Below are 14,396 nucleotides of genomic sequence, written 5' to 3'. Positions count from 1 at the left end.
TGCCGTTCCTGCCGTTTCGCTTTGCGTCGATAATCTTATGGATCGTTCCGCTGGATCCTCGGATATGAACCTCGCCCGACTTCGCGTTCCCTCTCTCGATGGGCTTCTGGCATTCGAGGCCGCCGCCCGTTATGGCACGTTCGAGCGCGCGGCCGAGATGCTTTGCGTGACTGGCAGTGCGGCCGCCAAGCGCGTCGCCGCGGTCGAGCAGTTGCTTGGCGTGCAACTGCTGGACAGAAGCGGCAGAACGCTGGTGCTGACCGACATCGGGCGAGAATATCTTCAACAAGTGGTTGGACCTTTGCGGCTGCTGGCGGCGGTGCCGTTGCATCAGCCCGATGACAAGCGCAAAGAGCGCCTGCGCGTGTGCGCGCCGCCTACCTTCGCACGCCAGATCGTCGCCCCGAAGCTCCAGGAGTTCACGGGGCGGTACGCGTCAATGGACCTGGAACTCGTCCTGAGTACGCCCTATCCGGACAGCCCGCCCGGCGATACCGATTTGTGGATTCGCGGCGGCGACCCCGTCGAAGCGGGCTGCACGATCTTGATGTGCGATTGCGCGACACCGCTGATCGCGCCAACGCTCCTGAGCTCGATCGGGCCGCTGCGCAAGCCGCCGGATATGGCGTCGGCGCCTCTGCTGCGAACCTCGCTGGAACCCTGGACGCCATGGCTTCACGCGGCAGGTCTCGACTGGGCGGAACCGGAGAGTGGCCCAAGGCTGATGGATCTGGGCTTGTTGCTCGAAGCTGCGGTGAGCGGCCAGGGCATTGCGCTTGGGAGGCCGACGCTGGCGCTTCCCTGGTTGGCGGCGGGCTCACTCGTGCCCCTCTTTCCCGAGATCACGTGCCCCGTGCCGCCGTACTATCTGATGCCTCACTCATCGTACGGGGCCGCGGGCGAGTTCGCGGACTGGCTGGTTGGCATTTGCGCGCGGGCGAGCGCGCAGGCCTCGGAATATCTTTCGGGGCGCTCCGGAAAAAATGTCGCGGGTGCGAGCGAGGCGGGCAAGTAGCATCACTCCGATTCAACTGGAGTGAGACAAATGTCCAACCCGATCGCATGCATCGAAGATCTTCGCGCCGTGGCTGAGCGGCGCATTCCGCGTATGTTCTACGACTACGTGGACTCCGGCTCGTACACGGAGTCGACTTATCGCGCCAACGAGGCCGATTTACAACAAGTCCGCTTGCGCCAGCGTGTCGGCGTCAGCATCGACGCAAGGAAACTCGAGACCGTGATGGCCGGCCGCCAGGTCGCGATGCCGGTCGCGCTCGCGCCGACCGGGCTTGCCGGGATGATCAGAGGGAACGGCGAAATCCTCGCGGCGCGCGCCGCGCAGCGCTTTGGCGTGCCGTTCACGCTGTCGACCATGAGCATCTGCTCGATCGAAGACGTCGCGCAGAGTGTTGCCGCGCCATTCTGGTTCCAGCTCTATGTCATGCGCGACCGGGCGTTCATCGAGCGCCTGATTCAGCGCGCCGCTGGCGCGGGCTGCACCGCGCTCGTCGTCACGATGGATCTGCAGGTCGGCGGCCAGCGCCACAAGGACGTCAGGAACGGCCTTTCCACGCCGCCGCGCATCACGCTCGCCAATCTCCTGAACATGGCGGCGCGACCTGCCTGGTCGTGGGGCATGGTGCGGGCGAAGCGCCGTCATTTCGGCAACATCGTCGGCCATGTCAAGGGTGTCGACGACATGTCTTCACTGGCCTCCTGGGTGAAAGACCAGTTCGACCCGACCATGACCTGGGCGGACATCGAATGGATCCGCAAGCTCTGGAAGGGGAAGCTGATCGTGAAGGGGATTCTCGATACGCGCGATGCGCGGCGTGCCGTCGAAGCCGGGGCCGATGTCATCGTCGTGTCGAATCACGGCGGGCGCCAGCTGGACGGCGCGGTTTCTTCCGTTCAGGCGTTGCCCGCCATCGTGGACGCCGTGGGCGAGCGCGTCGAGGTGTGGCTCGACAGCGGCGTCAGGACCGGCCAGGACGTACTGAAGGCCGTGGCGTTGGGCGCACGCGGCACGATGATCGGCCGGGCGTTCCTGTATGGCCTCGCGGCAGCGGGAGAAGCCGGCGTGCACAAGAGTCTCGAGATCATCGCGGCCGAACTCGATACGACCATGGCGCTATGCGGATGCACGGATATTGCTGCGGTCGGCCCCGCGATTCTCGCGACGCACGGCGCGTAAAGAGTGCGCGCCTTGAAACGCGTTGTCGCCGTTGCGCCACACCAGCCTCGACGTGTGTGCCGGACGGCCCCGAAGGGTACCGCGCTGCTTGCGTCGAACTCTGCCAGATTTCTTGCCTTTTCGGGGTTATCCCGACCGAGTCCGTCCCAGTGCGCGCGTTGCGTCGCGGACCGCAGCGCAAGCCTGTCGAGAAATGTAAATTTTCTGACGGTTTGAGCGCGACTTCCCGGGCAAGGTGTGTCCGTGGGAGCGACGCGCGCTAGCGAAGCTCACCTTGCACCGAGTCCAGGTGCGTGAGCGAAGATTCGATTCTGAATGATTCGTAGTCCAATATAAACATAAGGTTGGAGATTTCACATGAGGAAGGCAGGGAGATTGTTGTGCAGCGCTGTTCCGGGAAGGCGTAACCGTAACGAGAGGAGAAATCGCGGCCATACAGCAGGGCTGCGCCAGCACGCACTGGCCGGCGCAATCTCGGTCGCGGCGCTGTATTCCGTTTCGGCGGCTGCACAGTCGTCAGTGACGCTCTACGGATTGGTCGATGCCGGCGTCCGCTATACGACGCATGCGAATCCGGCAGGCGACTCTCAGGTTCAGATGGTGAGTGGCGCGAGCGAGAGCAATTTCGGCATCAAGGGCGCGGAAGACATAGGGGGCGGCACCAAGGTTGTGTTTAACATGGAGAACCGGTTCTTCCCGAATTCTGGGCAGACCGACCCGGCCTATCCGTTCTTCAACACCGCCTTTGTCGGGCTCCAGTCGAACACCTTCGGCAAACTGACGATGGGACGCCAGACCAATCCCCTGTCCGACGCTGTGGTCGGCGCCTTCGCGACGAACCGCTGGCTGCCCACGTTCTATCAGTTCCGTCCCGAAGTCATGATGGCCCAAGGCGTATGGGCGAGCAACATGGTCAAATACGCAGCGCGCTGGCAGTACCTGACCGGTGAAGTCTCCTATGCGTTCGGCGGCACGGCGGGCCACTTCGGCGCGGGCAGTCAGATTGGCGCGTCGCTCCTGTATCTGCCCGGGGCGCCGCTGAACCTGGCTGTCGCCTATCTCGACTCGCGCGACGCCGTGAACGCCTCGGCGCACCTCAAATCGTGGACCGCCGGCGGGTCATACACCTTCGACTCGACGACGGTGTCCGCCGGCTGGGCCGTCAATCGGCAGGATGCGGGCTTTGTCGGGAACTTCCCGAACGGCCCGTTCTCGGAGCCCGCGTTGACCGCACTGAAGTTCAACACTTTCAGCGTGCGGCAAATGTTCTTTGGCGGTGTGACCCAGCAAATCGGCCTTGCGACGCATCTTTCGGCCAATGTCTGGCGCACGATCCAGACCGGCAAGACCCCGTCCGCGGACGGCAACGCGACGCAATTCCAGCTTCTCGCCGACTATAACTGGTCGAAACGCACGGATACGTATCTGGAGGTCGACTACTCCCAGTACCGGGGCGGCATGGTCGGCGCGCAATTCCAGGGGATCAACGCCTTGAGCTCGGCCTTCAAGACCACGCAGCTTGGCGTGACGGCTGGCTTGCGGCACCTCTTCTAGGCCGGCAAAAGTTCTTTGGCTTTGAGCGCTGGATGCGATTGCCGGGCGCAATCATTAATCGTCCTGAAAGGACGCGAGTATGTCTTTCGAACAGATTTCGATTCGACCGTACCGCAACATGATTGCGCCTTTTTCCGCCATGACCTTGAGCTCCAGCGAAAGCGTCTGGCGGGTGATGCCGAGCATCATCGCCAGCGTGTCCTGCGAAAGGCTCACGTCCTGTCGGCACTGCGGTGAGAGCGTGACGTCGCCTGAGGCCACCAGCAGCAGGCGGCGGGCGATGCGTGCGCGCGTCGAATGAAGCGTGGCGTCTTCGACCATGCGGTACAGCCAGTTCATATGAATCGACTGCAGCTCGGCGATCGCACGCACGAATGCGGTGCTCCGCATCAGTTCTTCGAAGGCGGCCGCTCTCACCACCAAGAGAGAGGAACGTTCGAGCGCCACGACATCGCGTGGCCGAGGCTGCCGGCTCGTCAAGGACGTCTGTCCAAACCAGTTACCCGCTTCGATCACGGAGAGGATCGCCTCCTTGCCGTCTTCGCGAAGTGTGAACGCCTTTAGCCGGCCGCTCACGATCCCGTAGAAGCCAGTTGGCGCATCGCCCCGGTGGAACAGATATTCCCCTGGGTGCAGCGTGATCGATTCGCTTCGTCGAATCAGTGCCTCTTGCTCCGCAACTGGCAGGGCGCTGAACCACTGGTTCGTCCGCATTGCTTCGGACATGTCGGTCATGAGAGCCATTTGAGGCGATGAGGGCGTATCGATGTTCAAGCGCGGTGCCATTCGCCTGCGCCAATGGCATATTATCCTGCGAACGCCGTCAAAAGTCCTGCGCGTCTCTGGCTACCTCCGCTTCGGTACGACGGCAGCACGTTCTTGATCGTGGAGAGGGGCATTGCAGGAGAAATCAAAAAGGCGCCCCCGCGTGAACGGAGGCGCCAAGCCCTCGGATTGCCTTTGCGGCTTACTTCGAGTTGTCGACGAGCGTCTTGAGGTCCGTCACGCTGTACGCCATCGAGCCGCGAAAGCCGGCGCCCACGCGCACTGGCGCCAGATCCGAAATCTCCTCGCCTTCAGCGAGCGGCAGCGAGAGCTTGCCCTCTCCGGTCCACACGTCGGCGATCTGCGCATTGTCCATGATCGAAAGCACGAGTTCGTTGACGGCCGGCATTTCATGCTGGCCGGCGGCGAGGCGCGGGAAGTAGCGCAGATTGACCACCGGGCGGCCGGCGAGGCTCAGCTTCGACACGTCTTCGACAGCCGACTCCAGCTTCACCTCGGCGCGTGCGAGACGCTGGCCCGCGGCCGATGCCGTGGCGGCAAAGCGCGTACCGGCAGCGACCGGCGCAGCTGCCGCGCTTCGCGCAGCGAACGTGCGCGTCTGATGCACCTGGCCATAGCGCTTCGGGAAGCCTTGAATCAGGCCGCGCATCATGGCGGAATCGTTGTCCACGAAGATATATGGGCAATACGAGACCGGCTTGCCGTCGTGGAGGGCGTCGATCAGGATGAAGAACTCGCGGTACTGATAGCGCGCCGGATCGAGCATCTCATCGTCACCGGCCGTGAATTGCCAGTCGATGAAGAGGGCCGTTGCATGGCCTGGCGAGGCCGGATCGGCGGTGAGACCTTTGGGAAGCACGGCCGCCGCAGCGGCGGGATCGGCCCAGAACTCGACGAGGATGAAGTCGCCGGCATAGTGCCAGGGCGGCGGGGGCGCGATGCTCGAAAGACCACGGGGCGAAAGGGGAACGGCGTACTGCTTCGGCATGGTGACTCCAGATTGAATGAGGAACGACGTAAAGGGGGGCGCGTGCGCGGATTAGCTGGCGGCCGTCGTTGCCGGCGCGCCGGTGGCGGGAATGACGGAGTTGCGGCCCGCTAGCCCTCTACCGGGCGACCAGTTCTCGCTGGCGACCTCGATGATGTTGATGAAGACATCCGCCGGATCTACACCGGGACTGGCTTGTAGTTTCTCGACGAGGTGCTCGTAGAAGCGCTTCTTGTCTTCGGCGTCCCGGCCGGCGGTCAGCGTGATCTGGATCAGCAGCAGGTCCGGACTCCGTTCGAACGGGAACGTCATGTTCGCGAGGAAGTTGGCTTCCTCATGTTCGGTGATCGTCATGAAGAACGCTTCCGGGTGGATACCCAGGGCCTCGTGAAGCGACTCATGAATGCCCTTCAGGACGGCGGTGCGGAATTGCGCAGACTGACCGGTGCGCATCGAGACATTTGTCATTGGCATGGAAAACTCCGTTTAGAGATTGCTGCGGCAAATCTTAGGCGGCTCGCCGATCTTGTCCAACAATCGCGCCGCATTGCTGCGATGAGATTTCTAAATCTTCGCGGACAGAAAGACGGATCGCTTCGCACTCCGATCTTCTGCGCTTTTGCGTCGCCACGGCGATCCCCCGTTCAGGGGAGGTTTGTCGCGACTCAATAGCGGGATCAGGGCTTCAACGAGGGCGGTCGGGACGGAGACCTGCCCCTCGCTGCGTGATCGTGGCGGCCGGACCAGGCCTCAGCCGTCGATCATGCCGTTGACAGCGGCCTCGGTAGCCGCCAGATACGGCGCGCGCATCAGGAGATTCGATTCGCCGCCTGCGCTTTGAACCACGACGGGTTTCGCGTGGCTGAACGTGCGGTAGCCGTACTCACCGTGATAGTGGCCCATGCCGGATGCGCCTACGCCTCCGAACGGCAGCGTGTCGAAGAACACGTGCGTCATCGCATCATTCACGACGAGCGCCCCCGACGTGGTCCGCGTCGAAACCTGCTCGTGCCCGGCCGCGTCATCGCCGAAGTAGTAGAGTGCGAGCGGGCGCGGGCGCGCATTGATATACGCCAGCGCTTCGTCGAACGTTTCGTAGGTCACTACCGGCAGTACCGGACCGAAAATCTCTTCTTGCATCACGCGCATCGCATCGGTCGTCCCGGTGATGAGGGTCGGCGCCATCTTGCGCACGGCGGCATCTGAGAGGTCTTCGTCCGCAGGGGCGAGGCTCACGACTTTGGCGCCCCGTTGACGCGCATCGTCGACGAGCGAGAGCTGGCGCTCGAACCCTCGCACGTTGATCATCGCGGTGTAATCGGGATTCTCGCGAATGGACGGATACATCTGCGAGACCACCGCCTTCGCGTGCTCGACGAACGCATCGGTGCGCCCGGCGGGGATCAGTACATAGTCCGGCGAGAGGCAGATCTGCCCGGCGTTGAATGTCTTCACCGTCATCACGCGCTCCGCGACGCGTTGCAGGTCGGCGTCTTCGCCTACGAGAACGGGCGACTTTCCGCCAAGCTCCAGCGTCACGGGCACGAGGTTGCCCGATGCCGCGCGCATGACGTGGTGCGCGACCTGCGTGCTGCCCGTGAACACCAGATGGTCGAACGGCTGCGCGCTGAACGCCGCGCCGGTTTCTGCCCCGCCGAGCACGGTGGTCAACTCGTCGCTGTCGAAGGCACCTGCGATCAGCTCGGCCAGCAGCTTCGAAGTGGCGGGCGTCAGTTCGGACGGCTTGATGATGGCGCGGTTGCCCGCCGCGAACGCGCCCGCGAGCGGACCGAATGCCAGCACGATGGGGAAATTCCACGGACTGATGATCCCGACGACGCCAAGCGGCTGATACTCGACCTTTGCCTTGACGCCGGGAAACGGCTCGGTCGTGGCCGGCTGCGCCATCCATGCATCGAGATGCTCGCGATTGAAGCGCAATCCCTCGATCGACGCGAGGATATCGGCGAGCAAGGTCTGCTGCTTGCCGCGGCAGCTGTAGTCGGCGTTGATCGCGTCGACGAGTGCGTCCTTGTTCGAGCGCAGTAGGGTGATTGCGCGATCGATGCGGTCCTTGCGCAGTGCGGCCGAAGGCGCTCCGTCCCTGAGCTGCGCCGCTTTCATGGTAGCGAGTTGGACGTGGATCCGGGCGGCAGACGGCTCCGCCGGCAGCCTGAAATTAATCGGCATGATTGACTTCTCCTTGGTTTTCAATGACCCAAGCAAACGATTGGGCACGAACGGGCCGCTCAGATGACCGCCTCGATCAGCATTGGGCCCCTACGCTTCATCGCGTGCGCGAGTGAGGTATCGAAGGTTTCGCGCGATTCGGCACGGAAGGCCTCGACGCCCATGCCCCGTGCAAGGGCGACCCAATCGAGCGACGGATTGCCGAGATCGAACATGGAGGCGGCATGAGCGCCATCCGTGCGGGCGCCCACGCGCTTGAGCTCGTTCGCGAGAATCCTGTAGCCGCCGTTCGAGTAGATGACGGTCACGACGTCGATGTTTTCGCGCGCCATCGTCCACAAAGATTGAAGCGTGTACATCGCGCTGCCATCGCCCACGAGATTGACGACCTTGCGATCGGGGCACGCAACGCCGGCACCGATCGAAACGGGCATCATGCTGCCGATCGCGCCGCCAGTGAGGGTCAGGAAATCATGCGGAGCGGCCGACTCGGTCAGGGCGTAATGCGCCATTGCCAGCGATGCCTCTTCGGTGATGATGGCGTTCTCGGGCAGGTGTCTCGCGACGCTACGCATGATCGATTCGCCGTCGAGGGGGCCGTTCGAAGAAAATTCGATATCCTGACGATCGATTGCCCGTGCGATGGCATGTTGTGCGCCAAGCGCTTCGACCAGCGATTCGAGTGCGGCCGTGCCGTCTTCATGCGGATGAGCCAGGACCGCGACGCGGCATTCTTGCGGCGTCAGCGAGCTCGGCTTGTCCGGGTAGGCGAAGAAGCTGACGGGCGGTTGCGCACCGACCAGCACTAGCAGTTCCGTGCCCGCGAGGAAGTCGACGACCTGTTCGGCGAAGTAGGGCAGGCGCTCGACCGGCACACGTCCGGCGCCACGCTGCAAACGCGGAGCGAAGGTGTCGCAGAGCAGGCGGGCGCCCGTCTTGGCAGCAATGCGGCCCGCCGCGCGAAGCCCTCGTTCCTGCAAGGCCTTGCCTCGCAGCAGGAAAGCAGTTCGCACGCCGGTGCGGGCAAGCGCGGCAATACGGTCGATGGCTTCGCCGCTCGCGAGCGCAGGCGCCGGCGTGGGCAGCGGCGCGGCAACGGCGTCGGCTTGCGACCAGGCCGTGTCGGCAGGCAGGATGAGCGTCGCAATCTGGCCCGCGCCTTCCATGGAAGCCTGCACCGCCCGGGCGGCATCGGCACCGACGGTCAAAGCACTGCTCGACGAGTGAATCCAGTGCGAGACTGGCCGCGCGAAGCCCTTGATATCGGAGGTCAGCGGCGCTTCGAAGCGAGCATGCGTCGATGCATGATCGCCGACGATATTGACGACCGGGCTCGACGCGCGGCGTGCGTTGTGAAGATTGGCCAGCCCGTTTGCAAGGCCGGGGCCGAGATGGAGCAACGTGGCGGCGGGCTTGCCCGCCATTCTTCCGTAGCCGTCGGCGGCGCCGGTGACGACGCCTTCGAACAGACCAAGAATAGGGCGCATGCCGTCGACTTCATCCAGTGCCGCCACAAAATGCATCTCGGACGTGCCCGGATTCCCGAAGCAAACATCCACACCACTCGCGATCAGCGAACGCAACAGACTTTCAGCGCCGTTCATAAGTATCACCTCGATATCGAACGAATCAATCAGGCTTTGCACCCTGCTTGTTTCAGGGGCCCAGACGTCGTGCATCGACGTACGGGCTGATCCTAACTATTCGCTCTTCATGAGAAAATACCGTCTGATCCGAAAAATTGTTACGTCATGCGCAAGAATCTCGACTATGGATTGCTGCACGCGATGACGGCGTTCGTGCGGGTAGTGGACGCTGGCAGCTTCACGGCGGCAAGCACGCAGATGGAGTTGACGACAGCACAGGTATCGCGGCTCGTTTCCGAGCTGGAGAATCGTTTGCAGACGAAGCTGCTCCAGCGGACGACCCGGCGCATGTCGGTCACGACAGCTGGCGAGCGCTACGCGAACCAATGCCGAACGATCCTCGAACTGGTGACGGAAGCGGAAAACGAAGCGAGCGGGGCGCGCATCCAGCCGACGGGGCGACTGAGGGTGCTCTGCATGGCGAGTTTCGGGGATCGGTACGTGGCGCCGCTCGTGGCGAAGTACTGTTCGATGTATCCCGCGGTGAGCGTGGAGTACAGCACCGCCCAATACGTGCCGGATCTGCTCGCGGAAGGCGTGGATGTAAGCGTCTATCTCACGCAGCGACTGCCGGACTCGAGCATCGTTGCGCAACGGTTGGGCGCGGTTCACGGAGTGCTGTGCGCCGCGCCGGACTACCTTGCGCGGCACGGTGCGCCGAAGACCATTAGCGATCTGGCGGCCCATGCATGCCTGCGCCTCGTCAACCCGTCGACCACGCTCGATTGGCAGTTGACGGATGGGAGGACGACGCATTCGATTCAGCCTGCGGGGCCGCTGGTCGGCGATCATCCGGAAGTGGTTCGGCGCGCGGCTTGCAGCGGATTAGGCATTGCACTGTTGCCGGGATTTGCTGTGCTGGACGAATTACGCAGAGGAGACCTCGTGCATGTCTTGCCTCAGTGGCGCTCGCCTGATGTCGGTGTCTATGTGCTGATGCCTTCGAGGAAGTTTCTCGAAGCGAAGACGCGGGCGTGGATCGAGCTTTTGAAGGCAGAACTGCCGCTCGCGCTGGAACGCGACGCAGTTTTTATCAATACTCTCGTCAAGCCAGATGGGAAGCCGAAAAGGCGCCGCTCGGCCGGGGGAGTTCGTCGCTGACCCTGTCCTGCAAAACGGTCTCGTTTGGAACTGGGTGATGTTGACACCCAGTGCGGAGCGCGGTGGTTGCGTGGATGGACTGGCGGGAAGCACGAGTGCAATGCGGACCGCGCATCGCACACACCAGAACAATTCATAGCAGTACTGATTGCACTATTGGATCACTTATTCCGGTGGTAAGGAACCGCACTGCTTGCTTTCGGAGGTGAGCGCTGGATTCTATGGGGCGGACGCTGATCCGCTAATGAAAGTCATCAGCCGAACCGCGTCACAGCTTTGAGCATGGAAACGCCGTCGCGGGTTATCTGGTGGCGTTGTTGGCCGCATGGGAGTGCTTCCAATGCGACGAGTTGATGTTCGAGCAACATATCCAGATCTGCACGATCCAGCCCGAGTTGATCGGGAGCGTCCTTGACCAGCATCAAGGTTGCGAACTCATGAGGGCTCAGCATCTTTGTCTCCTGTTGATAGGCGTCAATTTGATGAAAAGCTCAACCGTTCTTGCGTGACGACCGTGAATGCGTCCAGCGAAATAGGACTTTGTGCATGATTCATGCTGACCGGAAGCCGACTGCGCGCCGGGGAAGCCATCTTAATGTTTCCCCATCCGCATAATCAATATGTGGGAATTAACTTTTTCCCTACGATTGTGTTCGTGCGGTGGGCCGCCACCTGCCCGCAGGTGAGCAGGTGCCCCGTCAGTAAAGCGTTTCAAGATATTCAGACGCACGGTTTGCCAGCTTGCCGCACGGTCGTTCAGGAGGGTAAACGACAACTCAGTTTGAACTGGGAATAGTAGGAGAGGTGGCTTCGAGAATTCGGACAGTTCATGATCGGGCGAATTGCCGACCGACCACGCTGCCCCAACCAGGATCCGGGACGTCGAGCCAGACCTTGAGTCCGCGCTCACGGATGTAGTTGTACAGGTCGAAGTCGCTGATGCCCGGTTCGACGATCGCGTAGTAATTGGTGTCGCTGACCTCGAAGATGCGGTTCATGCGCTTGAGGTCGAGCACCGCGCTATCCGAATAGGTCCTGGCCACGGTCTCGGTCAGGAAGAGGCCAGGTGCCACCGCGTTGCAGCGCACGCCTTGCCGGCTCGACCCCATCGCATGGTCGTCGGCCTGTCCGATACCCCGCTTCGTCGCGACATGCAAGACGACCCAACGGTCAGCGGGCGCCCGACACGAAACATGCGGGGTTGTCGCTATTGGCCCCGCACGGTCATCCGCCGATAATGGCTCGATTCAACCATTCGATAGCCTGAGATGCGCGACCGAATCGATGAAGAGATTACCTTCCGCAAGCTGGAGGTTCTGCTCGCGTTCATGGAGACCGGCAACCTGTCGAAGGCGGCCGAGGCGTTGAACGTGAGTACGGTCAGCGTGCACCGGGCGCTGCATTCGCTCGAACAGGGCGTGCGCTGTGCGCTATTCCGGCACGAAGGCCGCAACCTCAAGTCGACGGAAGCGGCGCAAATGCTCGCCGATGTCGCGCAAGAAGTGCTCACGCTGATGTCCGATGGCATTCGCGCGACGCGCGAGGCCGCGGGCTATTCGTCGGACCGCCTGAAGATCGGTTCGTTGTACTCGCTGACCATCAAGACCGTACCCGGCATCGTCATCGATCTCAAGGTGCGGCGGCCGACGCTTCAGGTCGAACTCGTGCTCGGTTCGAATGCCGAGCTGCTCGACAAGCTCAAGCAAGGCGCCGTCGATGCGGCCCTGATGGCCGTGCCGGAGACCGAACCCGAAGTCGAGGCGCTGCCTCTTTTCGAAGACGACATCTTTTTCGCCGCACCTGCCGATTCGCCGTACGCGAAACTTGAAGCGGTCGATTTGCGTGACTGCCGCGACGAGACATTCGTTTCGCTCGGCGAGGGTTTCGTCACCTATCACGGCTTTCTGGACGCATTTCGTGTCGCGGACTTCACGCCGAACGTGACGATGAAAGTCGGCGACATCTTCTCACTGATGAACCTGGTGAGCGGCGGGGTCGGCTGTACGCTATTGCCGGGCCGGGTGCGCGGCGTGTTCGGCGACAAGGTGCAGTTCATCCCGCTCAAGCCGCAATACCTGATGCGCCAGACCATCGGCGTCAGCTTCCTGCGCGCACGCGAGCGCGATCCGAATCTGCTCGCGCTGATGGCCGTCTGCCGCCTGCGCACCAGAAGCGCCGGCTGAGATTTGAGCCGTCAGTCGCGCGCCCGCTCGCGCTCAATCAGCACGCGAAGGTCCGGCAGCGCGGTGTCGCTGCAGCTTGCCGCAATGCCCTGGCTGAATGCCGCGCCGGTCAAGCGGGTCAGCACGTTGCCGGGCGGCATCTCGATCGCGAGGCGGGCGCCTCGCTCCCACGCGAGCCGCATCGTGTCGGACCAGCGTACCTGGCGCGCCATGTTGCCGGCAAGGTCGGCCGCGATGCGTGGGCCGTCGAAGAGCGGGCGGGCGGCGCTGCTGCTCAGATACACGGCGCGAGGCGCACGCAGGACAACCTCTTCGAACGCATCGGCGAGCGCGGCCGCCGGCTCGTCGAGCAGTGCGCAATGCGACGGCACGGGCACGTCGAGACGTTCGCAACGTTGCGCGCCACGTTCGACTGCCAAGGCCGCGAGTTCGCGCATCGCGCCGTCGCTGCCCGCGACCACCATCTGCGTCTCGGCGTTGATGTTGGCCAGAAAGACGGGCGTGACCGTGCTGTTGACTTGCGCGATCAAGGGTTCGAGCGAGCGCTGCTCGAGGCCGACGATCGCCATCATCCCGTAGCCGCTGGGGTAAGCGTGTTCCATCAACTGGCCGCGCAACGCGACGAGCCTGACGGCATCGGCGAAGGGCAGGGCGCCGGCGGTCACCGCAGCCGGGTACGCGCCGATCGAAAGCCCCCCGACCATGTCGGGCTCATGGCCACTGGCGCTGAATATGCGCGCCTGGGCAACGCCCGCCACCAGCAGACACAGTTGCACGGCGATGGTGGAGCGTAGCGAGTCCGCGTCGTCGAGGGACCGGACGTCGTAGCCCAACGTGTCGCTGGCCTCTTCGATCGTGCGAGCCGCTTCGACGTCATCCGGTAGCGCGTGCAGCATGCCGCACTTTTGCGAGCCCTGGCCGGGAAAGGTGAAGAGGATGTTCATGGAGCGGACATCAGGATTCTCTCTGCCCCTGCTATCACGAGCCTACCAAGGCCCTCGTCGCAAAGAACAGCAGCGAGGGTCCGAGCAGGCAGCCGATGCCCGTGTGAAACGTCGCGATCAGTGCGCCATACGGCACGAGCCGCCGGTCGGTCGCGGCGAGCCCGGCGCTCACGCCGCTTACCGTGCCCGCGAGGCCGCCGAAGATCATCGCGGAGCGTGGTGTCTTCAGTCCCATGAAGCCGGCCGCGATCGGCGTGCCGATCATCACGATGATCGCCTTGATCAGCCCGGCCGCGATGCTGAGCGCAATCACGTCGGAGCTCGCGCCGATCGCCGCGCCGGTCACCGGGCCGACGATATAAGTGACCGCGCCTGCACCGATGGTCGTCATGCTGACCGCGTCGGTGTAGCCGAACGCATGAGCGATGCTCGCGCCGACAATGAACGGCAACAGGGTTCCGAGCAGCAGCGATACCACGCCGATGAGCCCGGCCTTACGTGCCTCGTCGGCCTGCACCTCGAACGCGGTGGCGACGATCGCGAAATCGCGCAGCATCGCGCCGCCCATCAGGCCCACTCCCGTGAAGAGCGGCAAGTCCGCGAGACCTTTCTGGCCGCCTGTGAAGAGACCGCCGAAATAGGCGAGCGCGAGGCCGATCACGATCGCGATGGCGGAGCCGTGCACGCGCCCGAACGTCAGCTTGCGCGAAATCAACGACGACACCCACATGATGAGACCCACCAGCGCGAACGAAGTCACGAGGCCGTTCTGAACGAATACTTTTTCGAGCATGTGCAACATGATGGACT

The 14,396-nt window shown here is 63.1% G+C and carries 14 protein-coding genes; 5 read left to right on the top strand and 9 right to left on the bottom strand.

Translation table 11 applies throughout. The features are described from left to right. Positions 1-64: 64 nt before the first annotated feature. The 3 genes from FVF58_RS36495 (at position 65) to FVF58_RS36485 (ending at position 3,748) form a co-directional block, all read left to right on the top strand. Complete coding sequence (locus tag FVF58_RS36495) at positions 65-1,015, top strand: LysR family transcriptional regulator (RefSeq protein WP_149674572.1); 951 nt, start codon at positions 65-67, stop codon at positions 1,013-1,015. Positions 1,016-1,045: 30 nt separating this feature from the next. Beyond that, positions 1,046-2,194: an alpha-hydroxy acid oxidase gene (locus tag FVF58_RS36490; protein WP_149674571.1), complete on the top strand. Its 1,149-nt coding sequence runs from the start codon at positions 1,046-1,048 to the stop codon at positions 2,192-2,194. A 357-nt stretch (positions 2,195-2,551) separates the two neighbouring features. Next, positions 2,552-3,748 (top strand): porin, encoded by a 1,197-nt coding sequence (locus FVF58_RS36485; protein WP_149674570.1) that lies wholly within the window; start codon positions 2,552-2,554, stop codon positions 3,746-3,748. A 54-nt stretch (positions 3,749-3,802) separates the two neighbouring features. Here the strand turns inward: FVF58_RS36485 and FVF58_RS36480 are convergent, their stop codons facing one another. The 5 genes from FVF58_RS36480 to FVF58_RS36460 form a co-directional block, all read right to left on the bottom strand. Next, on the bottom strand, positions 3,803-4,522 hold the full coding sequence (locus FVF58_RS36480) for a Crp/Fnr family transcriptional regulator (RefSeq protein ID WP_246217333.1): 720 nt from the start codon (positions 4,520-4,522) through the stop codon (positions 3,803-3,805). Between the two features lie 193 nt (positions 4,523-4,715). Beyond that, positions 4,716-5,522, bottom strand: coding sequence for an acetoacetate decarboxylase family protein (locus tag FVF58_RS36475; RefSeq protein WP_149674569.1), 807 nt, complete (start codon positions 5,520-5,522; stop codon positions 4,716-4,718). Between the two features lie 51 nt (positions 5,523-5,573). Then, positions 5,574-5,996, bottom strand: a complete 423-nt coding sequence (locus tag FVF58_RS36470; RefSeq protein ID WP_149674568.1) for a tautomerase family protein — start codon at positions 5,994-5,996, stop codon at positions 5,574-5,576. A 276-nt stretch (positions 5,997-6,272) separates the two neighbouring features. Beyond that, positions 6,273-7,712 (bottom strand): coniferyl aldehyde dehydrogenase, encoded by a 1,440-nt coding sequence (locus FVF58_RS36465; RefSeq protein ID WP_149674567.1) that lies wholly within the window; start codon positions 7,710-7,712, stop codon positions 6,273-6,275. Positions 7,713-7,771: 59 nt separating this feature from the next. Then, positions 7,772-9,316, bottom strand: coding sequence for an acetolactate synthase large subunit (locus tag FVF58_RS36460; protein WP_149674566.1), 1,545 nt, complete (start codon positions 9,314-9,316; stop codon positions 7,772-7,774). 147 nt (positions 9,317-9,463) lie between these two features. On the opposite strand from FVF58_RS36460, the gene FVF58_RS36455 reads away from it, so the two are divergent. Continuing rightward, positions 9,464-10,459, top strand: coding sequence for a LysR family transcriptional regulator (locus FVF58_RS36455; protein WP_149674565.1), 996 nt, complete (start codon positions 9,464-9,466; stop codon positions 10,457-10,459). A gap of 254 nt (positions 10,460-10,713) precedes the next feature. Here FVF58_RS36455 and FVF58_RS36450 read toward each other — a convergent pair whose 3' ends face one another. Beyond that, the gene (locus FVF58_RS36450; RefSeq protein WP_149674564.1) at positions 10,714-10,911 is read right to left on the bottom strand and encodes a hypothetical protein; all 198 of its coding nucleotides are present in this window, start codon (positions 10,909-10,911) and stop codon (positions 10,714-10,716) included. 375 nt (positions 10,912-11,286) lie between these two features. Next, entirely contained in the window at positions 11,287-11,616 is a 330-nt protein-coding gene (locus tag FVF58_RS36445) for an FAD-binding protein (RefSeq protein ID WP_246217332.1), read from the bottom strand. Positions 11,617-11,727: 111 nt separating this feature from the next. On the opposite strand from FVF58_RS36445, the gene FVF58_RS36440 reads away from it, so the two are divergent. Continuing rightward, a complete protein-coding gene (locus FVF58_RS36440) occupies positions 11,728-12,642 on the top strand; it encodes a LysR family transcriptional regulator (RefSeq protein ID WP_149674563.1) in 915 nt (304 codons plus the stop codon). Positions 12,643-12,653: 11 nt separating this feature from the next. Here the strand turns inward: FVF58_RS36440 and mdcH are convergent, their stop codons facing one another. Both mdcH and madM read right to left on the bottom strand, forming a co-directional pair. After that, complete coding sequence (mdcH, locus tag FVF58_RS36435; RefSeq protein WP_149674562.1) at positions 12,654-13,586, bottom strand: malonate decarboxylase subunit epsilon; 933 nt, start codon at positions 13,584-13,586, stop codon at positions 12,654-12,656. 34 nt (positions 13,587-13,620) lie between these two features. Beyond that, the gene (madM, locus tag FVF58_RS36430; protein WP_149674561.1) at positions 13,621-14,388 is read right to left on the bottom strand and encodes a malonate transporter subunit MadM; all 768 of its coding nucleotides are present in this window, start codon (positions 14,386-14,388) and stop codon (positions 13,621-13,623) included. Between the last annotated feature and the right edge of the window lie 8 nt (positions 14,389-14,396).

Origin of the sequence: Paraburkholderia panacisoli (assembly GCF_008369935.1) — a bacterium.
Classification (GTDB): Bacteria; Pseudomonadota; Gammaproteobacteria; order Burkholderiales; family Burkholderiaceae; genus Paraburkholderia; species Paraburkholderia panacisoli.
This window is presented reverse-complemented; position numbering and strand designations above follow the sequence as displayed.